The organism is Paenibacillus sp. FSL K6-4396 (genome assembly GCF_038002525.1).
Taxonomy (GTDB): domain Bacteria; phylum Bacillota; class Bacilli; order Paenibacillales; family Paenibacillaceae; genus Paenibacillus; species Paenibacillus amylolyticus_B.
The window spans coordinates 1,203,357-1,227,073 of record NZ_JBBOCR010000001.1; the positions used below are offsets into that span (position 1 = coordinate 1,203,357).

Genomic DNA, 23,717 nt, shown 5'->3' on the forward strand with positions numbered 1-23,717 from the left:
CATGAATATTAACTTGCAGAACAAAATTGCATTGGTAACAGGTTCCAGTGGAGGGATTGGCGCTGCTATTGCCGGGTCATTGGCTCGCTGTGGGGCAAAGGTGGCTGTGAATGGTCTGCATAATATGGAGCGGGCGGAGGAAGTCGTGGCAGCGATTCGGGATGCTGGTGGTGAAGCGGCGGCATTTCAGGCCGATGTGACCGATATGGATGCCATAGAATCGATGGTTGGGGATATCACGCTTCGTTTCGGCGGTCCAATTGACCTGTTGATCAATAATGCGGGGCATCTGGTGGAGCGGAGCCCTATTGAAACGATGAGCGAGGAGCTTTACAGCCGGATTATGGATGTCAATCTGAAGAGCGCCGTCTTTGTTTCCAAAGCGGTCATTCCTGGCATGAAGGCGGCTGGCGGAGGACGAATTATCAATCTGACCTCCGTAGCGGCTCATAATGGGGGCGGACCGGGTGCAGCTATATACGCAGCATCCAAGGCGGCTGTCATTGCGTTAACCAAAGGACTTGCCAAAGAACTGGCTCCTGGCGGGATTACGGTCAATGCCCTTTCACCGGGCTTCATCGGACAGACTGCGTTCCATGCTACGTTCACCTCGGCGGAAGGCCGAACTTCTGCTGTAGGCAGCATCCCCCTTGGACGGGAAGGGACTCCCGATGATGTCGCAGGTGCGGCGTTATACCTGTGTTCCGAGCTGGGAGCTTTTATAACCGGAGAAACGATTGAGATCAATGGCGGAATGTACATGCGTTGAGGCTACATCATTGCGATAAGGAGGGAACGATACGATGGAAGTGAAACGGAAGCTTGCAGAAAGACCGTTGTACCAACCCATTAGTGGGCCGTTCCATGTGGACTATGCCCCTGACGAGCATACCGTTCTGGCAGAGAATCCGCCGAGATTTACCTGGATGGCGGCACAGCAGGAGGATGAGAATGCCTATCTGCTGCAAGTATCGGCGAGCCCTTCTTTTCAGGAAGAAGAGACGATGATCTTTGCGCCGCTTCCGTATAACTTTTTCACGCCAGACCGGGTGTTTGAACCAGGGGATTATTATTGGCGATATGCGCTGCTTGTAGATCATCTAGTGCAGCAAGGAAGCGAAGCCGAAACGGATGCCGTGCAGGAGAAGCAGCAGGAAATGTCGGCATGGAGTGAGGTGAGGCGGTTTATGGTCCCAGCGGGATTACCGGAGACACCTCTACCTTCCCGGGCACAGCGATACGTTTCCACAGACACGTCTCACCCACGGCTGTGGCTCGGAGAGGATGAGCTAAAGGCACTTGCTGATGGCATTGCGTCAGATGCTACATATTGCGGCTGGAATGTATTTATGGAAAAATCCGTGGAGCCGTGGGCCAATCGTGAGCCCATTCGTGAACCGCAGCCTTACCCGGAGAACAAACGTGTCGCTTCGCTCTGGAGGCAAATGTACATTGACTGTCAGGAAGTGTTATATGCGATTCGTCATCTGAGTATCGCTGGACGGGTGCTTCGAGACGAACGGCTGCTTGAAGCGGCGAAAACCTGGCTGTTGCATGTGGCGGCTTGGGATACGGAGGGAACGACCTCCCGCGATTATAACGATGAGGCGGCCTTTCGGGTCGCAGCGGCGCTTGCTTGGGGCTATGATTGGCTGCATGATGAGTTGAACAGTGAAGAGCAAGATGTGATAAGGCGCAGTTTGCTGCGGCGGACAGAACAGGTAGCCCAGCATGTGATGGTTCGCTCGAAGATCCATCATGTGCCTTATGACAGCCATGCAATTCGTTCTTTGTCTTCCGTGCTTGTGCCTTGCTGTATGGCCATGATGCATGAGGAGCAGCAGGCTGCAGAGTGGTTGGATTATGCGATCGATTATTATGCCTGTCTGTACTCCCCCTGGGGAGGAAGTGATGGAGGTTGGGCTGAAGGTCCGATGTACTGGACAACAGGTATGGCTTACGTGACCGAAGCGATGAATCTGCTGCGAAACTATGCGGGCATCGACTTCTTCCGTCGGCCGTTCTTCCAGCGTACCGGGGATTTTCCGTTCTACGTTTACCCGCCTGATGCACGGCGCGCCAGCTTTGGAGATCAGTCTACGCTGGGTGACCCGGTAAACTTGAAAACAGGTTATCTTGTGCGCCAACTGGCGGGGGTTACAGGCAACCGCTGGTACCAGTGGTACTTTGAGCGTGTACGTCAATCCGATCCGGGGACAGAGGGTGCTTTTTATAACTACGGTTGGTGGGACTTTAACTTTGACGAGCTGGTATATCGCCACGATTATCCGCAGGTGGAGAAAGAGTCGCCTGTGGACATCGAGCCGCTGAAGTGGTTCCGGGATGTGGGATGGGTAGCCATGCATCACCGGATGGACGATCCGGATGAGCATATGATGTTTCTGCTCAAGTCGAGCCGTTATGGCTCCATTAGCCACAGTCATGCCGATCAGAACAGCTTTACTCTGCATGCGTTCGGTGAGCCGCTTGCGGCGGATACGGGCTATTATATCGCGCATGGAAGTTCCTTTCACCGGGAATGGCGCAGGCAGACACGCTCCAAAAATAATCTGCTGATTGGCGGAGCAGGTCAGTATGCCGAGAACAACAAGGTGCTGAATATGGCCGCAACCGGGCAGATCGAAGATGCCTATTGGCGGGATGGCGATGGTTATGTGCGCGCGGTAGCGACCGATGCCTACGCCAGCACCGTACCGCATGTGAAGCGTGTTGTACGGGAAATACATTTTCTGCAATCCTCCTACTTCGTCATTGTGGACCACATTGACCTGAAGAAGCCGGACAGCGTTCAATGGCTGTTCCATGCACTACACCCGTTACAGCTGAAAGGGCAGACCTTCCGTCTGAACGGTACTAAGGCGGGGCTTGAAGGGACATTTGTATATGCTTCCTCCGGTGAGCTGTCGCTCAGCCAGACAGATCAATTCGCAGAGGTGGACCCGGCAGAGTATGAAGGGCTGGATAGGCATTATCATCTAAGCGCGGAAACGCGGTCTGCCACAAGTCATACCATTGTAACGCTGCTTGTGCCATATAAGATTGAGGAGCCGAAGTATGTCCCTTATTTCATCGATGACCAGGATCACGGCATTCATCTCTATTTTACCGACAACGGTATAACAAAGAAGATCGAGGTATCCAAGACGTACTAGTTAAGATGAACTGAATATTTACACAAGAACGAAGAGTGCAGAACCCATCAGAAGAAGCGAAGCGTTCGCCTTTATCCCCGGATTTTCCCCTCCGAAAAGGGAATCGAAAAAATCTGGGGATAACAGCGATCGGAAGAGGGTACTGCAATCGCAGTGGCTGAGTGTAAAGTTTGTACGTTCAATTTATATAGTGCTATATGAATGGATGTGGTTGAACGCTGAGTGCTGACCTAAAGAAAACGCAATCTCATCTAAAACATCCCCATTGTTGCAGGCGGTGGGGATGTTTTACCATCTATATGAAAGCGCTTCACCAACGAGTGGTACCTAAATCTAAATCAGGATGAAAAGAGGGGTAGCATGAAAAAGTGGATGGTCACAGGCATGGCGCTATTGCTGGCGGCAACCGTCATGGCGGGATGCAGCACTGGAAGCGGGGCGAAATCCGGTGAGAATGGGGGAGACGGCAAGACGAGGTTCTCCATGTCACTGCGAACGCTGGCGTATACGTATGTGGAGAAGTCGCCCGACATCAACCAGGATAAATGGGTGAAAAAGCTGGAGGATCTGACCAATACCGATCTCAAAATTGTCCTGGTGCCTCATAAGGAATATGAGCAGAAAATGGTCCAGATGTTTGCCACCAACGATATTCCTGATGTGGTGCAGGGTGATGGCGGCGTCAACGGCAAGGAGATGGCCGGCTCGGTCGAAGCTGGAGTATTTCAGCCGCTGGATGAGTTGTTGCAGCAGTATGGGCAAGATTTGCTGAAAGTCGTGCCGAAGGAAGCCTGGGACCAGGTCACCCATGACGGCCAGATCTATGCCATCCCCGAATATTTATCCAATCCCTCCCGCCGGGCAACCTGGATTCGCAAGGATCTGCTGGATCAAACCGGATTGCCGGTGCCTACCACGGTGGAGGAAACATTGGAAGTGCTGCGCGCCTTTAAAAAGCTTGGCGTGGAGAATCCATATATGGGGCGTGAGGATTTCAAATATGCGGATACCTTCTTTGGTGCCTATGATGTGCAACAGTTCCTCTCCATGATGGAGCAGCAGGGTGACCAGATTGTACCCAAGTTCATGGATAACGAGAATATGCAGCAAGCCCTGACGGTCTATAAGACGATGTACGAAGAAGGGCTGATTAACAAAGAGTTTGCGACCATCAATTCGACGGTATTCAAAAATACGATTCTCTCCGGTAAGGCGGGCATGTGGTCCATGAATGCTAACGAACTGATCCAGTGGGAGAAGCAGATTAAAGCGTCGGTTCCCAATGCCAAAATCGAGATTATCCCTTCTCCTGTCGGCCCGGACGGAAAAGGCGGTTATTATCTGTACGGTCCGGTGACGCGTGCTTACTTTATTAATAAGGATGCGGCTGATCCGGCTTCCATTATCCGTTTCTTTAACTGGATGGTGTCCGACGAAGCGGAGAAGTTTTTCACGTACGGCACGGAAGGAGAAACCTACACAGATGATAATGGCGTGATTTCGTACACCGCTCCAACGGATTCCGCTGGCGTGGACGAAGAGCGTTACCGTCAATCCTTCTTATGGTTTGTACAGGACACAACATACAACAAAGGCTCCCTATCCCTGACTGAAGAAGGCAGAAAGTTGATGAATATTTATGATACGGTTTTAGCCAAAGAAGGTCGGGATGGCATCAACTTTGATCCGCGGTTGGAGGCCTTTGTACAGAATCCGGAGATTGCTCCCAATTCGGATACACCCCCTCAGGTATTGCTTACTCACATGATCAAGATGGTTTATGGTAAGGAGCCGATCTCCGATTGGCCGAAGGTAGTTGAGGAATGGAAATCCAAAGGTGGCGATCAGGCCATTGAGGAAGCCACTCAGAAATTCAAGGACGGGGAAGGCATATCTTTGCCGCGTCGCTAGAATTGTGCGGTATAAGCAATGATTACCATGAACAATAGGATGTCCTGCTCACCGTGCGGAAGAAACAAGTCAACAAGAAGCAGCAGCTCTGGAGAACGGACAGATCGCAAAGGTATAACGTCAGAAGATTGGACTACCGTGCGGAGGGGATACAAGTGAATAAATTGTTCAAAACGTGGAAAAAGCGCGTTGTCCTTGTTGCCATGTCTATGATTCTCATTAACGGCACCATCGTTCCCGTGCATGAAGTTCGGGCGATGGAAGATGCTGTTCCTAGCTCTATTCTCAAACCTACACAGGAAGAAAGAGAAAATCTCCCGGAACCGGAGGGCCCGGAGTTGGAGATATACGCGGAAAACTTTGATGACCCGGATAATTTTGGCTCTACAGGCGGAATTGCATTGAGAGCTCCCTGGCTCCAGGAAGGGGGAGGAGGAAGCAAGGCCAAGACGTCATCTTCCACAACTGCTCCCTCGCTGCCCAATATGATCAAGATGGACGGAACCGATGCGCTTGCACTGCCTCTAAACTTGACTGGATACGGAAATATACGGCTGAGCTACTACACGCGTGCTTCCTCCTATATAAGTGGAAGTGTGATTATCGAATGGTCGAAGGACGATGGCGCATCATGGACGACGCTGGAGACGTTCGAACTTCCCCCAGGCACTCCAGACATGAAGAACAAGGAAGGCAATACGCTAAAAAGCTGGACGCTGGGTTCGGAAGCGAACAATATTAGCACGGTTAAAATTAGATTTCGGACAGGAGATGCCATGCAGGCCAACATGTATATCGACAATGTTGCCATTTACGGTCAGGCTATTCCCGGAATAACGCCTGCCCCCTCCCCAGTGCCGCCTGGAGAAGGGAATACTGAATTTACGCCACCCCAAGGAGTGACTTTGTACGAGGATGTGGAGATCGGCATGGCTGGTGGGCGGGCGATGTATTCATCCATTGCCGTTCCCGAGACAGCGGCAGCTGAACCGATGCCAGTCATGGTCTATATCCATGGAGGTGGATGGAATCACGGGGACCGGAAGCAGGCACTGAACTCCATATGCAATTATGTACTCAAACGTGGTTACATCGGTGTATCTCTGGACTACCGGCTGACACCGGAGGCGCCTTTCCCTGCCCAGATTCAGGATGTCAAACTTGCTATCCGATATTTGCGGGCCCATGCCGCCCAGTACAATCTGGACCCAAGTCGTATCGGCGTCTGGGGATCATCTGCGGGCGGTCACCTGGCCGCATTACTCGGGACCACGGGGGACTTGGTCGCTGGTGATCCCGTCGTGCTTGATACAGGAGTCACGGCAGAGGTACCAGATCTCGAAGGTTCTGGCGGATGGCCTGAATATTCCGACAAAGTGCAGGCGGTTGCCGACTGGTACGGACCCGCTGATTTTACGACGACATTTGCCAATAACTATAGCTCGGTCACGGCCCTGCTTGGCGGGCATCGCGCATTGGATGTACCGGAACAGGCCAGACTTGCCATGCCTGGCACGTATGCTTCACCGGATGATCCACCGTTCTGGATTCGGCACGGCGATGCTGATGCCACCATTCCCTACACGGACAGTGTTACTTTTGCGGGACAGCTTCAATCTGCAGGTGTCCCGATTGTGGATCTGAAGATCGTACCCGGTCAGGGCCATGGATTTACAGGTACGGCTTCCGAGATTGCCAATGCGGAGGCGTGGGCCTTTCTTGATGAGCATGTGAAGAACCGGGTCGTTACGGAGCCAATCATATTCAAAAGCAATCACGAAGACACTTCACCTGGCGAGAAAGAGGATGAAGAAGAGCCGCAATTGATTGAAAAGGTTATATCCAGCAAGCTGCCCAGCGACGATGCGGCGATAGACAGCGGCAAGCCTGACCTGAATTTCAATCAGGCTACGGGCTCCAGCAACGGATTGCTCAGCATTTCTTCCACTTCGTCAACCAAGAAGTATGTGTATTTCAAGTTTGACATGACCGGAAATGAGTCTGAGGGAGATCGGTATCGATTGCGAATTGCCGCCAAGAAAGGCACATCAAATATCGATATTAAGTTATCTCTGTACGGTTTGAATGAAACAGACTGGAACGAATCTTCGTTAACCTGGTCGAATGCTCCGGTCCAAAGTCTGAGCGAAGGTTCGCTGCTGGGCACATTCCAGGTTACAGCAGATCGGAATGGAAGCCCGGCCGTCTATGAAGTGGATGTAACCGATGTTGTGAAGAGTCGTCCAGATGCGGGGCATGTTGCGTTTTTGCTTGCGGATGCGGAATCAACGGGTGTTTCCGTGAACGTATACACCAAGGAAGCGAACGGAACGAGCAATCCGCGTCCACAGTTAGCAGTCATCTCACTGATTGAAGATGGAAGTGACACACAGCCACCCGAATGGGAGCAGGGGGCTGAGCTTGAAATTCGTAACTGGGGGACTGATTTTGCGGAACTGAGATGGCCCGCTGCCAGCGATGATACAGCTGTATCTGCCTATCGGATCTATCGGGATGGAGTCCTGCTGGCTGAACAAGGTAAACAGTCATTTCGTGACAGCGAACTTACAAGTGGAACATCGTACACGTTTCAAGTGAGGGCAATTGATGAGGCGGGCAATATCAGCAATGCTTTATCAACCGATATGATCACCCTTGCGGTTCCGGTATCGTCCCTGCCTGTGGCTTCCGTCACGGCAAGTGGCAGCGACGGCAACCTGGCGACCAATACTCTCGACAATAACAGCTATACACGCTGGTCTGTTGCCGGAGAGGGACAATGGATCAAATTTGATCTGGGGCAGACGCAGACAGTGGGTTATGTTGGGATTGGTTTTTACAAAGGGGACGTCCGACAGACATTTTTTGAGATGGAATCGTCTGTTGACGGTGAGCAGTGGACCCAGGTATTCAACGGCGAAAGCAGTGGGGATACAACCGAAATGCAGGCGTTTGATATCCCAGACACTTCTGTACGTTATGTACGGATCACCGGGCATGGCAATTCCGATGCAAGTATTTATACAAGTCTGACCGATGTGCATCTGTATGCCCCTTTTGCACGGGGAGGAACACCTGTGGCTCTGATCCCATACATCGTGCCCCAACCACCTGAAGGGACGATGCCCTTTATCGTCCCAGGTCTGACGGAAACAGATGGCACACCACATGCTGTCCATGCTCCACATGCCGTGACCGGACGTACAATTGATGTACGCGAATATGGAGCAGATCCTGCCGACAACACGAGTGATGACCGACCAGCAATACAGGCCGCCATTGATGAGGCTAACGAGGGTGATGAAGTGTTCTTACCCAATGGAGTGTACAATTTGTTATCCGGGCCGGATGGAACCACCAACCTGATGCTCAAATCCGGGGTGAATCTGAGAGGGGAGAGCCGTGAAGAAACCGTGCTCCTGACATCGCTGGATCAGGTGACGAGCAGTGCCGTTCTGAAGGCATCGGCTCAGCACAGCATTCTCGTATCCAACATGACCCTAACTTCATCCTGGTCCGGCAGCTACACGACTGATCATCAATCCAATAATCCCTCCGCAGGGGGGCCGGATAGTCTGATTCATATTGCCAATTATGGCGAGGTACCATCGTATGACATTACGATTGACGGCGTAATTGTGGAAAAGTTCAAACGAATGGCTATCCGAATTGAGCACAGCCGCGATGTTGTTGTGAAGCATGCAACCTTCCGCAATGCAACAGATCTGGGCCCTGGAGGTTCAGGTTACGGAATTTCGATTCAGGGAACGGCCAAGACCGATCGACTCGGCTTTGACAATGATACGTTATGGAATGTGGTGGAGGACAGTACATTTGAAGGTCCTTATCTCAGACATGGAGCACTGATTCAGTTTGTGGCTCACAATAACGTGTTACGCGGCAATACATTTAATGGAACCAAGCTGGATGCCATCGATCTTCATGGTGAACTTGAGTATTTAAATGAAATCTCCGGCAATGTCATTATGGATGTGCTGACAGGTGCAGGGATTGGGCTTGGCAATACAGGGGGTTCAGCGCCCAGCAACCACAGCAAGTCTGGCAATGGGAACTACATTCATGACAACACAATCAAGAACAGTCGAATCGGTATTTCGGTGATGATGGGTACCCCCGATACTCTAATTGAGGATAATCTCATCGAGAATACAACCACGATTGCAGATGCGGCCGGAATCAAAGTATTGAATGGACCGGGTACGGTGATTCGAGGCAATGTGATTCGTAACAATACTGCCAGTGGATACTGGGGCGTACGGCTTGAGCGCGACAAAGGCGATGCTGGAGCTGGCAATATTGGCGAAGGGAACCCCGAGAATGTATTGATTGAAAATAACCGAATCGAAGGGAACCCGAATGGAATCGGACTGTTTGCCGGAGTCGGTATTCTGCTAAAGGCTAACATTCTAAACAATGTGAATGAGGACTACTACCAAGCAGAAGGAGTGACCGTTATCGAATTATAAAGGATCAGAATAAGTAGCCTGGCAGGTATCTATATAAGTTGAAGCTCAATTTTACACCTAAACGGAGAGTGCAGAACCAATTTGAAGAAGCGTAGCGTTCGCCTTTATCTCCGGATTTTCCCCTTAAACAAAGGGAATGATGAAAATCTGGGGATAAGAGCGATCGGAAAATGGTACTGCAATCGGAGTGATAAGGTGTAACATTTATAGTTCAACTTATGTAGCCTGATGGGCTACTTTTTGTTGTGGTCGTTATTTAAGATTCACTAAAGGTTCGTCCCCTACCATGGTTACATAAGCCTCAGTTGCTTAATAGAAACCAAGAGGGAGGATTCATCATTTGAATATACTATTACGAAAATTTGCAGTAACGGCATTGTCCGTGACGATGGTAACGTCATCTTTTGGCCTGATGGCAGGTCCAAATGCGGCATTTGCCGCAGAGAGCACAGCGACAACCGCGAGTGCAAACGTAACGCAAGCGTATGAACTGTTGTTCCAGACGAACAACGTGATTGATGTGAATGTAACGATTGATGATGCAGACTGGAAGAGTATGCTCGAAAGTCCGCTGGATAAGGATTACAAGAATGTGAGTGTGGAAGTGGACGGCAACAAGCTGGACAACGTCGGTTTCTCCACTAAGGGGAACCTGACCCTGAAAGCCGTGGCCTCGATGGAGGATTCGGATCGATACAGCTTCAGACTGAAGTTTGATAAATATGACAAAACACAAACCCTGCTCGGACTGGACAAAATGGTGCTGAATAACAACTATGCTGATCCATCGTACATGCGTGAAGTTCTTCACTATGAGGCGCTGCGCAGCATTGGCATGGATGTACCGATGACAAACTACGTCAATCTGTATGTTAATGGCGAACTGGTCGGTTTCTACACCGGGGTTGAAGCCGTAGATGACAGTTACTTGGAACGCAACTACGGTGAGGATTACGAGGAAGGTGTCCTCTATGATACGGATGAGAAGAGTTATCTTCAATATGAAGAGGGCAGTGACTACAGTACAATCACCAAAGATTTAGGTACGGATAAAGACAAATCCAAACTCAAAACCTTCATCCAAACGCTGAACGAGATGCCAGAAGGTGAAAAAGGTGATATCGAGAGTGCGCTGGACGTGGATTCGGCACTTCAATATATTGCAGGCAACATGGTTTTTGGCAACTATGACAGTTATAACGGCGACAAAGGACACAACTACATGCTCTATAGTGATGCCGATGGCAAGTTCACCGTTGTTCCTTGGGACTTTAACATGTCCTTCAACGGGTACTCGGGTGGAGGTGGACGTGGCACAGCAACCGGATCGACCACGACCAACACGAATGCAACGAACGTATCTGTGGATGAGCCCGTACTGGGCATTAGCATGGAAAATGTACCGATGATTAACAACCTGCTTGCTGTACCGGAGTATAAGGAAAAATATTTGAGCTACGTCAATGAACTGACAGATTATATGGAAGGCATTCAGAATCGTATTACTGACCTTGCCGATGAGATTCGTCCTTATGTAGAAGCAGATCCAACGAAATTCTATACGACAGAACAGTTTGAATCCAACATCGCTTATTCTGCAAATGCAGATGCGGCAGGTGGTATGGGCGGTACACCACCAGCAGGATTTGAAGGCATGACCCCACCCGAAGGCATGGAAGGAATGACGCCGCCTGAAGGTTTTGAAGGAATGACACCTCCAACTCAGCCGGGTGCTGCAACTGGAAACGGTACAACAGATGCAACAACGGGTACAGGCAATACTCAGACACGCCCTGGTGGTAACTTTGGCGGCGGTGGGGGAGGAGGCATGGGGTCTATGGCAGCCGGATCACTGACGACATTTGCACTGAACCGTCTTGCGAATCTGCAAGAGCAACTTGGACGTGAAGTAACGCCTTTGCCTGAGGCTTCGGAAGAGACAGGTTCGAATACCACATCCGGAACAGCCGACAAAACCATTACCGTAACACTCGATGGTAAATCGATCACATTCCCGGATCAGGACCCACTGCAGCAAAGTGGCCGAGTGATGGTACCTGTGAATGCAATCCTCGAAACACTTGGTGCAGAAGTGACTTGGGACAAAACGGCGAAGACGGTAACAGCCGTTCTGAATGATCAGACCCTTGTGCTCAAGATCGGAAGCAGCACCGCAACCGTAAATGGAGAGACACTCGAAATTGATGCACCAGCGATCATTCAAAACAGTCGCACACTCGTGCCTGTACGCTTCATCTCTGAAGGACTGGGACTTACCGTGAACTGGGATCAAACCGCTGCACAAGTAAGCCTTACATCCAAATAAGAAATATCACCTGCAGATCAACGTTGTTGTATGGAGAATAAGAAAAGGGATTCGATGGTCAGATCGAATCCCTTTTTGTTCTGCTTTTCAGGTTAGACGGAGCGAATATCCAGCAAAATCCGGCCTCGTCCATGTCAGACCTCACTTAGTCCATTTAAGATTTACTATCTGTTACAATAGGGAAAAGGAGGGACTACAATATGGCCCCTAATAAAACAAAACTTTTCCCAAATGAGAATATCCGAACCGTATGTTACATTCAAAACCTGCCGCCACGTTCCAACGTGAGCATTGGTGATTATACGTATTATAGCGATAACACGAATCCGCCAGAGCAATTCTATGACCGGATACAACATCATTATGACTTTATTGGTGATCGCCTGGTTATTGGCAAGTTCTGTGCAATTGCGGAAGGTGTGACATTCATTATGAATGGCGCGAATCATCGGATGGAGGGCATGACGACGTATCCTTTTAACATTTTCGGTGGAGGATGGGAGCGTGTGACACCTACACTTGAGCAGCTTCCATATAAGGGTGACACGATACTGGGGAATGATGTATGGCTTGGACAGAATGTGACGATCATGCCTGGTATCACGATTGGAGACGGGGCAATCATTGCCTCCAATTCAACCGTTGTGAAGGACATTGAACCCTATACGATTGTTGGTGGTAATCCAGCCAAGACTGTTAAAAAGCGTTTTGACGAAGAAACGATTGCTCTGTTACTGGAATTGAAGTGGTGGGATCAGGATGAGGAATGGCTGGATACGCATTTGGAATGTATTGTCTCTACATATGATCTCCAGATCTTGCGCGAACTTTTAAACAGCAAATAGGATGGTTGTGCATAAAAGATAAAAAAAGCTGGTTCCTGACAGAGCTGGCTTCCAAGCAAATCAGGCCCTGGACCGTTTTGAGCGGATCAGGGCCTCTTGTTGTCCAAGATGAAATGTTAATTTAGCGGGTGGGTGGTCGTAGGGTACAATCAGACTTTGCTAGTGGGGGCTTTGAATGAGTATGAGCTTCTGCATGATCCGTGTTTGTCTGTTTGCCTGAATAAAAGTTAATGATATCATCAACGGTAGTAAACACGACATTTAAATCCATATTATCATTGTGTGTTTGAATAAAAACCTCTTTTCAATGGGTTGTTACGTTTGTTACGTGGTTTAATTTAAAGCTTCTTTCATGCTTAAACCTGCTGTGAATACAGGAACTTTACCTGCAGGTAGTTGAATTTCTTTGCCTGTTTTCCGGCTTTTTCCCGTTCTTGCCTCACGTTTCTGTACTTCAAATTTCCCGAATCCAACCAGTTGAACTTCTTTGCCTTCTTTGAGAGCTTCGAGAATCGAATCCAATACAACGGTTACAGCTTTTTCAGCATTCTTCTTGGAGAAACCGCCAGCCTTGGCTACTTCTGTGATCAATTGTTCTTTATCCATGGGGAATACCTCGCTTTCATTCTTGTGATGTGGAAACTTTGCTGTGACACATATGTGTAAATAAAAAGCTGCCTTATTAATAAGGCAGCTTTCATATAATTAAAGTTTAGTAACGTTCTCAGCTTGTGGTCCACGGTTACCTTGAGTTACTTCAAATTGAACGCGTTGACCTTCGTCCAAAGATTTGTAACCTTCACCTTGAATTGCACTGAAATGAACGAATACGTCTGTTCCTTCTTCAGTTTCGATAAAGCCGAATCCTTTATCCGCGTTGAACCATTTCACTGTACCTGTTTGCATGTGATTCCTCCAAAAAATAAGTTTTTAGCCGATCATTATGACGAGTATAATTTAAAATTGACACTCACCTGGTGCATTTAAACCACGAACTTGATGTCCGCTAATGTATCGATTAATATGATAATACCATGTCCGCTAATATAAGTCAAGATTTGGAGGTATTTTCTAATGAATCAGTCATCAGGGGTTTCGGTGCAGCGGGAACCGACAGTAGAGGAATTCATACATATGCTTGCTAATGAGGGAGAATTACATCCCAAAACCGTGAAGGAATATGCAAGTGATCTGAAACACTTTATCGAATGGTACAAGGAAAGCACCATGCTCAGCGAAGAGTTCTCACTGCGAATTGAAGATGTGGATACATCCACTTTAGTCAGTTATCGTGAAGATGCTCACAAAGTTATGTTATTGAAACCAGCCACCATTAACCGGAGGTTGATTACGCTGAAGCGTTTTTTCAAATGGGCTGTCTTGGAATCCAGGCTCAGTCATGACCCTTCCAAACCATTAAAATTCATTCCGGAAGACAAAGTAAGTCCACGTCGAATGACATTTGAAGAAGAGCAGGCATTCCTCGCGGCAGTGGAGTATGGTAATTCCCTTCGTGATCAGACCATCCTGACCCTTATGTTTCACACAGGCTTGCGAACGATGGAGGTATGCAACCTCAAGCCTCATGATATCGAACTTGGTAGACGAAGCGGTCACCTGACAGTGAGAGCCGATAAACGCAACGTGCAACGTAAGATCCCTTTGAATATACAGTGTGTTGTCATGTTGAATGAGTACTTATCTGATCTTGATAACGATCCTGCTTACCTTTTTCCTTCCGAGAAGACAAATGATCGTTTAACGGAGAGAGCACTGCGCCACCTGATTAAAAAAGTAATGATAACAGCAGGGCTGGAAGGACTGAGTTCACACGACCTGCGTCATCGTTTTGGCTACGCCATGGCCGAGCATACGCCTCTGCACCGTTTGGCCGAGATAATGGGACACACCAACCCAGACACAACAATGATTTATTTTAAAACATTAAGTACGAATCATCGTAAAGAACAAGAATAAAGTCTGAATTATAGTCAGAATCAAAACACCTCTTATTAGAAGTACTTCGAAATTTTCCGTGTTTGTATTACTTTAACCTACCTTTAGCATTCATATACGATCCTTCACATTTCACTTAGGCACTGCCCGACAGGGTTGCCTTACCTCTAATAAAGAAAGCGATTACATATTCCTGATAATATTGTATATTATGATGGCAAACTTGGAACTGATCAACATGAGCCCGTAGCATTTGGCATATTTGATGAGCAATAAGATATCCAATGATTCACACTGTCACACATATATTAGTTGCTAGGGCATAAAGCCAGTCATAAAAAGGAGGAATCCAAACGTGTACCGGGTACTGCTGGTGGATGATGAAGAAGATGTGCGTGAAGGACTTGTTGTAGAGGTCGATTGGGAAGCGCTCGATCTGCGGATTGTCGGTTTGGCTGAGAATGGGCGGGAAGCATTGGAGATGGCGGAGCGGGTAGAGCCGGACATTGTGGTGACCGATATCAGCATGCCATTCATGAATGGTTTGGAACTCGCACAAAGATTAAGGAAGCGTAATCCTCTCGTGAAGGTGGTCATTTTGACTGGATATGATGAATTTGATTATGCGAGGCAAGCCATCTCGTTAAGTGTGGACGAATATCTACTGAAGCCGTTCTCGGCAGGACATCTCACAGAACTGCTCACAAGACTGCGCGCCCAGATGGCGGCTGAAGTGGCTGAGCGTGAAGATGTACAACAGCTGCGTGAGCACTATCACACCAGCTTGCCGTTACTGCAGGCAGATCTGATGGCAACCTTGCTCCATCGGCAAAAATCCTCTACATATATTCATAGTAAAGCCAAACAATGCGGATTGGATCTGACAGGAGAACGTTATGGGGTGTCCGTATTGACACTGCATATGGATGGAGATGTACAGAAAGAGAAACCTGAGGGAGTATTCAGCGAGCCCCCACAACGACATAACAAAACAACATCCGAGGTAGCGGATCAGTCTGAGATATTCATTCCCGGAGGTTCCTTGCGTCAATCTGAGGATGCTGAACTGAAACGCTTTGCTGCACTTAACATTGCGGCAGAAGTTTGGGCGGAGCATGGGGTTGGTCATGCCTTTATGCATCAGGAGACGATTGTCCTGCTCTATGTGGATCGTACGGGCGGTACAGATGGAGCGAAGCGGCAACAGAAGGCATTGGAAAATGTGATGCGCAGCATCAACCACTATTTACGTATCCCGGCTACGGTGGGCTCTGGACAGATTGTGGATACACTCGCGGATGTGAATCATGCCTATGAAGATGCCCTGCTGGCGTTGGATTATCGGCTTGTGCCCGGGACGGATTCAATCATATACATTGCGGACGTAGAGCGACAGACGGCGGGCAAGTTGCGGTTCGACGAATTGAAGCAGCAGACGCTGACACGATGCCTGAAGGCGGGTACACAAGCAGAGCTGGAGGAAGCATTGGCGATCATTTTCGGGGAAATTACCGTGGAACACGGGCGAAGTGATATTCAGCTCTATTTAATTGAAGTATTAACAACAGTATGGAAGGCAGCACAGGCATCAGGGGAGGAGATGGAAGACATCTTTGGTGCAGGGTTCCAGTTGTATGCGGATTTGTTCCGACTGTCGGGTCTTACTGAGGCACAGAAGAAGGTACAGGAGGTCTGTCTACTCGTACAACATCGCATTGCCAGCGGACGGCAGCATGTATATAAGGATATTGTCGAGCAGGCGTTGGTCTTCACGAAAGAGCATTATGCCGACCCTGACCTGTCCATTCAGAAGGTGTGCGGGCATTTGCATATCAGCTCCGGTTATTTTTGTGGCATTTTCAAGAAAGAAGTGCAACTTACCTTCCTGCAGTACCTGATGCAGATCCGAATGGAGGCAGCGCGTGAACTGCTTCGCTCGACAGAGCTGAAGTCGTTTGAGATTGCGGAGCAGGTTGGTTTTGCTGAACCCAATTACTTCAGTTTTTGTTTCAAAAAACATATCGGCGTCTCGCCCAAAGAATATCGTAAACAGGCTTCCCAGGCAGCAAGTGAAGGTTCACTCCGATGAACTTCTTGTCGAGGTGGGTGAAATCCATGGGAGTTCAATTACGCTCCAGGATGCGTTCGTCCAGGGTCAGCAGTATCCGGTTTATTATTACGTGGTCCTTCTCCGTCTTCATCGTTCTGGTGCTGACCATCATGGCAATGCTTCTGCATGACAAGTTCACACAGGCTGCCGAGCGAAGTGCGGAACTGACGACGAGACAGATTGTGGATCAGGTCAGTTATAACCTGGAGGATTACGTTCGCAGTATGTCTCATCTGTACCGTGCCATTGAGGAACATATGCTGCGTGACGGGACATGGGAAGGGGAACTGGTGGACAAACAGCTCGACACACTGCTCAGCAGTCGTGAAGATATCATCTCGATTACTCTGCTCGATTCCACGGGAAAATTGCTCAAGAACCGACCTACAGCCGAATTAAAAACCAGCGCCCATGTGACACAGCAAGGGTGGTTTCAGTCTGCGCTTCGTGTGCCGGATCACCTGAGTTTCTCGTTACCTCATATTCAGAACATGTACACAGGCCCATATAAATGGGTCGTTTCCATGAGCAAAGGCATAACGATACGGCAAAATGGTCAGGATCGGCAGGTTATCCTGCTGGTCGATATCAATTTCAAACAGATGGATGAACTGAGTCGTCGGGTCAGTCTGGGGCAACGGGGATATGTCTATATCATTGATGAGAGTGCGGGCAATATCGTGTACCATCCGCAGCAACAATTGATGTATATGGGACTCAAAAGCGAGAATATCGAACAGGCTTTGGTGGCTTCCGGCAGTTATGAAGATGAGGCAGATGGACAGAAAAGGCTGAATACCGTTAAGTCAGTCGCTAACATCGGGTGGAAAATCGTCGGTGTTGCTTATCTGGATGAGATTATGACAACGCGTCAGGAAGTGAACGGATATCTTATTCGTGTATTGGTCGTTGTACTGGTACTGGTCATCCTTGTATCCCTGTTCCTATCCTCCAGTCTGACTCGTCCGATCCGGCGAATGGAACGCAAGATGAAGGCGGTGGAGCGTGGGGATTTCAACGTGGAGCTGCCTATTGAAGGGCCACTGGAGGTGGAACGACTATCCCGTCGTTTCAACCTGATGGTCAATAAAATCCGCACCTTGATGGATGAGATTATCCATGAACAGGAGCAGAAGCGGCGTCTGGAGCTGGAAGCCTTGCAGGCCCAGATCAATCCACATTTTCTATACAATACCCTGAATTCAGTAGTACGCATGGTAGGCATGAGTCGCAATGAGGAAGTGATCACGATGATCACGTCTCTTTCGCGCCTGTTCCGCATTAGTCTTAGTCAAGGTAAAACGATTATCACGATCAGGGAAGAGCTGGAGCATGCGCAGCATTATTTGACGATTCAACAGATGAGGTTCAAGCGCAAATTCAACTTTACCATCAATGCAGATGAGACGCTTCTGGATTGCCTGACATTGAAGCTGGTGCTTCAACCCCTGATTGAGAACGCCATTGTTCATGGCATCGAGTACCACATGGACGAAGGAAGTATTGAGGTCGATGTTTATTGTAAGGACAACAAGCTGGTGTTTCGCATTACAGATAATGGGGTCGGCATGACGGAAGAACAGATGTCGGGATTATTGAGTGGTCGTCCTGTGGTCAAAAGCGGTGCAGGCTCCGGCGTAGCGGTACGAAACGTCCATGACCGAATTCGGCTCTATTATGGGGAGGGTTACGGACTTGAATTTGCAAGTGAGTTGGAAGAAGGCACCACGGTCTGGATTCGGATTCCCATTCAATCGCAGCAGAAGGAGGGCGAGCCTGATGACAGACAAACAAGTGAATAGGAAAGATGCCCATAGAGTTAAAGGATTGAATATCCGTACGTTTTGGAAAAAGGTTGCTGCGGGCTTCCCTGGAATCCGGAAACGTCGGTTAGTAACCCTGACAGCTGCAAGCTGCTGTCTGCTCATATGCAGCGCCTGTGGCTTATCGAGTCCCGATGCTACGGCATCACCGCCACGTATCGCGCTGATTACGCCAGCTGGAACAGGGGAACTTGCGGAAGCCATCCGGCTTGGCGCCGAAGCGGCTGCCAAAGAGAGTGGAGCCGAACTGATGACCGTGGAAGCATACCCTTCCGATGGTGATGTGTACACGCCTGCCATTCTGGATTCTGCTGGAAGTCAGATGCAGGTCAAACAGGCAAATATCAACAGCCAAGTGTTTTCTCGCAGTGCGCGAGAACAGGCTCAAGTGGAGGCCGCCGCATCGGCTCTGAAGCAGGGGGCATCAGCTCTATTGGTTGATCCACTAAGTGAGAAGGCACTTAGTGACATCATTCAGGAGGCACAGAAAACAAATTCCGAGGGAACCATTATTCCTGTCATTGTGCTTAACGATGAATTTCCCGTGAAAGGCATCACCAGTTTCATCTCGATGGATAATGTTGAGGCGGGAAGACAGGCCGGTCAGGCTATGGCGGAGCTTCTGGAAGGGAAAGGGCATGTGGCCTTATTGGGCCCCGATCCTCTCAATTCTGGTCTTATTCAGAGAGAGCAGGGAGTTATGGAAGCCTTGGTACAGTATCCTAATATTCAAGTGGAACCCAAATCGATATGTAATACACGGGACGGATGTTGGCAGACTGCGAAGCAATTGCTGGACCAGCAGGAGGTGGATGGCTTTATCACTCTTCAGGAACCGGCTTCACTGGGAGCAGCTGATGAACTGAATCGACGCAGCTTTGCAGACAAGGTAAGGATTGTTGGATTTGGCAGTGAACAACAGCAACTGGAGCAATTGCAAGAAGGGGTCTTTGATCATCTTATCGTTCAGAATGGATATAGCGCAGGTTATCTGGGATTGAATCAAGCCGTTGCGCGGCTGAACAATCAACAGGTGCAAGCGAGAGTTCTACTTGAGACCAAGCTGGTTAGTACAGACAATATGTTCTGGATGGATAACCAGAAGCTGTTGTTTCCTTTTGTACAATGAACGAATGCTGGAACGAGTGCCGGAACGAATACTGAATGAAGAAATGAAGCTGTTTTTTAACTTGAGGAAGATTTCGATAGAACAGGTGAAGATATTGTATTCGAATTTAATGTAAACCCTTTCATAATAAAGACATCGGTGAAGCCGAATGAACTTGGGGGAGGTCATTAGGATATGAAGAAAACTTGGATGACACTGTTGATTACGGCATGTATGGTTGTGGCGGCGGGGTGTAGCAGCGGCGGAGACAGTGCAGGTGGAAGTACGGGAACAGATACAGGAGGCCAGACAGCAGCTGGGACGGAAACGCCCAAGATTGGAGTTGCCATCTACAAATTTGATGATACATTCATGACGGGTGTACGTAATGCCATGACAGCAGCAGCGGAAGGTGTTGCGACGCTGGATATCGTGGATAGCCAGAATGCACAGCCGACCCAGAACGAGAAAGTCGATCTGTTTGTGTCCAAGAAATACAATGCAATGGCCGTGAATCCGGTCGACCGGACGGCAGCAGGTGTCATCATTGACAAGGCTAAGGCAGCGAATATTCCAGTGGTATTCCTCAACCGTGAGCCAGTGGCAGAAGATATGAACAAGTGGGATAAAGTGTACTACGTAGGAGCAAAAGCGGAGGAGTCCGGTACGATCTCTGGACAGCTGATTGTAGATTACTGGAAAGCACATCCGGAAGCAGACAAAAACGGCGATGGCAAACTGCAATACGTCATGCTGAAAGGGGAACCGGGTCACCAGGATGCAGAGCTTCGGACCAAATATTCGGTTCAGGCGATCCAGGATGCCGGTATCGAAGTGGAAGCACTAGCGGAAGACACGGCGATGTGGGACCGCGTGAAGGGGCAGGAGAAAATGCAAGCGTTCCTGGCATCCCACGGCGACAAGATTGAAGCCGTTCTTGCGAACAATGATGACATGGCCTTGGGTGCCATTGAGGCATTGAAAGCAGCCGGATACTTCAAGGATGGCAAATCGATGCCGGTTGTAGGTGTGGATGCAACAGCTCCAGCCATTCAGGCTCTGCAGGATGGTACGATGCTGGGCACGGTACTCAATGATGCCAAAAATCAGGGTGCAGCCACGGTGGCACTGGCTTCCGTACTTGCCAAAGGTGAGACACCGACGAAGGAAAATACCAAATACGATATTACCGATGGTAAATACGTCTGGATTGCATACAAAAAGATTACCAAAGACAACATTGCCGACGCCCAATAACAACACGAGACAGGGACGTCCGACATTCGGGTAACGTCCCTTTTTTTTGCCGGTCATATGGAAGGGAGGAACCAAGATGGAATCACCTTACCTGCTGGAGATGAATGGAGTTTCCAAAGCATTTCCGGGTGTGCAGGCACTAAGTCAGGTCACATTGAAACTGAAGCCCGGTACGGTTCACGCCTTGATGGGAGAGAATGGAGCGGGCAAATCCACACTAATGAAATGTCTGTTCGGGATGTATCATCCAGATGAAGGGACGATACGCATCGAAGGAAAGGATGTGGATATTCCAAATTCCAAAGCGGCACTTCAGCAAGGCATATCCATGATTCATCAGGAGCTTAATCCGGTCCCACATCGTCCGGTGATGGAGAATATCTGGCTGGGTCGATTTCCAATGAAGGGAATACTGGTGGACGAGAAACGGATGTATACCGATACACTGGCTCTGTTCAAGGACCTGAATCTGGATATTGATCCGAAGGCTCAAGCGGGAACATTGTCTGTCTCCAAGATTCAATCGATGGAAATCGCCAAGGCGGTCTCGTTCAATTCCAAAGTTATTGTCATGGATGAACCCACCTCCTCCCTGACAGGCAAGGAAGTGGAGCAACTCTTCGCCATTATTAATGAATTACGCAATCGGGGTGTGTCCATAATCTACATTTCCCACAAGATGGAGGAGATCCTGACGATCTCGGATGAAGTGACAATCATGCGTGATGGCTTTGTTGTCGGGACTTGGGATGCTGCGGATTTAACGACAGATCTGATTATTACGCGCATGGTGGGTCGTGATCTGGACGAACGTTTCCCGGAACGGACCAACGTACCCGGTGAAGTGATATTGAAGGCCGAGGGTCTGACATCCAACCAGTCCAAATCGTTTTGTGATGTATCCTTTGAGCTGCGAAAAGGTGAAGTACTCGGCATTGGCGGGTTGGTTGGAGCACAGCGGACAGAACTGATGGAGTCCTTGTTTGGACTGCGCGGACTTGCTTCAGGTACGATTTCGATTCATGGGCGCAAGGTGAAGATTAACTCCCCCGCAGCAGCGAAGCGTCATAATATCGCGTTGCTCACGGAAGAACGAAGGGTTACAGGGATATTCCCCGTGTTGTCGGTGTATGAGAATACGATCATTGCCAGTCTGGGGCGCTACCAAAATCGAGTGGGCTTGCTGGACGAGAAAAAGGGACGGGAAGAAGCACGGGAACAGACGCAGAAGTTCAGAACCAAAACGCCTTCAGTTAACACGCTGATTCGAAACCTGTCTGGCGGTAATCAACAGAAAGTTCTGCTGGCCCGCTGGTTGCTGACCGATCCGGAGATTCTGTTGCTGGATGAACCGACACGTGGAATCGATGTAGGGGCCAAGTTCGAGATTTACACCATTATTACGGAACTGGCTCGTCAGGGCAAAAGCATTATTATGATTAGTTCGGAGATGCCTGAACTGCTTGGTATGTCGGATCGCATTATGGTGATGAGCGAAGGGCGTCTAACCGGAATCGTGGACGGAGCCGAGGCAACAGAGCAGGATATTATGAGGCTGGCCGCACAGCAGCGGATGGCTTAGTCAGGAGGGAAACAGATGAACACACAGATGATCAATCAAGTGAAAAATTATGTAACACAACGCGCCATCTTTATCGTATTGATTCTGCTCATCATTGGTATAGCTATTGCCGATCCGAATTTTCTGGCCTTCTCTACACTGCGGGATATCTTACAGCAATCCTCCACACGGGCCATTATTGCACTCGGTGCAGCCTTTATCCTCGTCACGGGTGGGGTCGATCTGTCCGCGGGAAGGGTGGTTGGTCTGACGGCTGTTGTATCGGCATCGATGCTGCAAATTGATGAGTATGCGAACCGCTTCTTCCCCGATCTGCCCCATTTGCCGGTGTTGTTGCCGATTCTGGTTGGAATCACCGCAGGTCTATTCGTGGGTTTGGTCAATGGACTGATTGTCGCCAAATTACATGTGCCCCCTTTTATCGCAACGCTGGGTACAATGGTTGCCGTGTATGGACTGAACTCCATTTATTTTGATACGGAACCCAACCAGTCACAGCCGATTGGAGGATTAAGACCCGATTTTACCGTCATTGGCTCTGGATACATTGATCTGGGCGGGGGTTATTCCATCCCGTATATTGTCCTCATTGCTATTGCGGTGGCATTAATCTGCTGGGTGATCTTTAACAAAACACGTCTCGGCAAAAATATGTACGCGATCGGCGGCAACATTCAGGCAGCGCATGTATCCGGGATTCATGTTGCACGCAACCTGGTTGCCCTGTATGCCATTGCCGGTGCACTGTATGGTCTGGGTGGTGTACTTGAGGCAGCACGCACAGGTGGAGCAACAAACAATTACGGTAACATGTATGAGCTGGATGCGATTGCCGCATGTGTGGTAGGCGGCGTATCGACAGCGGGTGGTATTGGAACGGTACCTGGAGTTATGGCGGGTGTGCTGATCTTCGGGGTCATTAACTACGGTCTGACATTTATCGGTGTAAGTCCGTACTGGCAATTGATTATCAAAGGATTGATCATTGTTGCTGCGGTGGCTTTTGATATCCGTAAGTATATGGCGAAAAAATAAGATGAGCCTCAAGAGGTTACACCAGTCACTCCGATGACAGAACAACCTTCTGATCGCTGTTATCCCCAGATTTTTTGATTCCCTTCTAAAGAAGTGAAAATCCG

15 protein-coding genes are annotated in these 23,717 nt (G+C 49.1%); 13 read left to right on the plus strand and 2 right to left on the minus strand.

Features of this window, described 5'->3' with window-relative positions; translation table 11 throughout:
* The first annotated feature begins 1 nt into the window (after position 1).
* The 6 genes from MHB85_RS05350 to MHB85_RS05375 all read left to right on the plus strand — a co-directional run bounded on the left by MHB85_RS05350 (position 2) and on the right by MHB85_RS05375 (position 12,742).
* A complete protein-coding gene (locus MHB85_RS05350; protein ID WP_341072576.1) occupies positions 2 to 769 on the plus strand; it encodes an SDR family NAD(P)-dependent oxidoreductase in 768 nt (255 codons plus the stop codon).
* A gap of 34 nt (positions 770 to 803) precedes the next feature.
* Positions 804 to 3,173 carry a DUF4962 domain-containing protein gene (locus MHB85_RS05355; protein ID WP_341072577.1) on the plus strand — a complete coding sequence of 790 codons (2,370 nt, stop codon included), beginning with the start codon at positions 804 to 806 and terminating at the stop codon, positions 3,171 to 3,173.
* Between the two features lie 360 nt (positions 3,174 to 3,533).
* Entirely contained in the window at positions 3,534 to 5,084 is a 1,551-nt protein-coding gene (locus tag MHB85_RS05360; protein WP_341072578.1) for an extracellular solute-binding protein, read from the plus strand.
* Between the two features lie 53 nt (positions 5,085 to 5,137).
* Positions 5,138 to 9,571: an alpha/beta hydrolase fold domain-containing protein gene (locus tag MHB85_RS05365; RefSeq protein WP_341072579.1), complete on the plus strand. Its 4,434-nt coding sequence runs from the start codon at positions 5,138 to 5,140 to the stop codon at positions 9,569 to 9,571.
* A 340-nt stretch (positions 9,572 to 9,911) separates the two neighbouring features.
* The gene (locus tag MHB85_RS05370) at positions 9,912 to 11,897 is read left to right on the plus strand and encodes a CotH kinase family protein (RefSeq protein ID WP_341072580.1); all 1,986 of its coding nucleotides are present in this window, start codon (positions 9,912 to 9,914) and stop codon (positions 11,895 to 11,897) included.
* 200 nt (positions 11,898 to 12,097) lie between these two features.
* Positions 12,098 to 12,742, plus strand: coding sequence for a Vat family streptogramin A O-acetyltransferase (locus tag MHB85_RS05375; RefSeq protein ID WP_341072581.1), 645 nt, complete (start codon positions 12,098 to 12,100; stop codon positions 12,740 to 12,742).
* 333 nt (positions 12,743 to 13,075) lie between these two features.
* Here MHB85_RS05375 and MHB85_RS05380 read toward each other — a convergent pair whose 3' ends face one another.
* Together MHB85_RS05380 and MHB85_RS05385 are read right to left on the minus strand one after the other, a co-directional pair.
* Positions 13,076 to 13,348: an HU family DNA-binding protein gene (locus MHB85_RS05380; protein ID WP_091015726.1), complete on the minus strand. Its 273-nt coding sequence runs from the start codon at positions 13,346 to 13,348 to the stop codon at positions 13,076 to 13,078.
* Between the two features lie 99 nt (positions 13,349 to 13,447).
* Positions 13,448 to 13,648, minus strand: coding sequence for a cold-shock protein (locus MHB85_RS05385; protein WP_017690333.1), 201 nt, complete (start codon positions 13,646 to 13,648; stop codon positions 13,448 to 13,450).
* 168 nt (positions 13,649 to 13,816) lie between these two features.
* Here MHB85_RS05385 and MHB85_RS05390 point away from each other — a divergent pair, with 168 nt between their 5' ends.
* The 7 genes from MHB85_RS05390 (at position 13,817) to mglC (ending at position 23,613) form a co-directional block, all read left to right on the plus strand.
* The gene (locus tag MHB85_RS05390) at positions 13,817 to 14,719 is read left to right on the plus strand and encodes a tyrosine-type recombinase/integrase (RefSeq protein WP_341072583.1); all 903 of its coding nucleotides are present in this window, start codon (positions 13,817 to 13,819) and stop codon (positions 14,717 to 14,719) included.
* 334 nt (positions 14,720 to 15,053) lie between these two features.
* A complete protein-coding gene (locus MHB85_RS05395) occupies positions 15,054 to 16,787 on the plus strand; it encodes a response regulator transcription factor (RefSeq protein WP_341072584.1) in 1,734 nt (577 codons plus the stop codon).
* 26 nt (positions 16,788 to 16,813) lie between these two features.
* A complete protein-coding gene (locus tag MHB85_RS05400; protein WP_341072585.1) occupies positions 16,814 to 18,610 on the plus strand; it encodes a sensor histidine kinase in 1,797 nt (598 codons plus the stop codon).
* Complete coding sequence (locus MHB85_RS05405) at positions 18,588 to 19,760, plus strand: substrate-binding domain-containing protein (protein WP_192132839.1); 1,173 nt, start codon at positions 18,588 to 18,590, stop codon at positions 19,758 to 19,760. Before MHB85_RS05400 ends, MHB85_RS05405 begins: the two co-directional genes overlap by 23 nt.
* Before the next feature lie 174 nt (positions 19,761 to 19,934).
* The gene (locus MHB85_RS05410) at positions 19,935 to 20,996 is read left to right on the plus strand and encodes a galactose ABC transporter substrate-binding protein (RefSeq protein ID WP_036606548.1); all 1,062 of its coding nucleotides are present in this window, start codon (positions 19,935 to 19,937) and stop codon (positions 20,994 to 20,996) included.
* Positions 20,997 to 21,072: 76 nt separating this feature from the next.
* Complete coding sequence (locus MHB85_RS05415; protein ID WP_091015716.1) at positions 21,073 to 22,578, plus strand: sugar ABC transporter ATP-binding protein; 1,506 nt, start codon at positions 21,073 to 21,075, stop codon at positions 22,576 to 22,578.
* 15 nt (positions 22,579 to 22,593) lie between these two features.
* The gene (gene mglC, locus MHB85_RS05420) at positions 22,594 to 23,613 is read left to right on the plus strand and encodes a galactose/methyl galactoside ABC transporter permease MglC (protein WP_076214373.1); all 1,020 of its coding nucleotides are present in this window, start codon (positions 22,594 to 22,596) and stop codon (positions 23,611 to 23,613) included.
* The last annotated feature ends 104 nt before the right edge of the window (positions 23,614 to 23,717 follow it).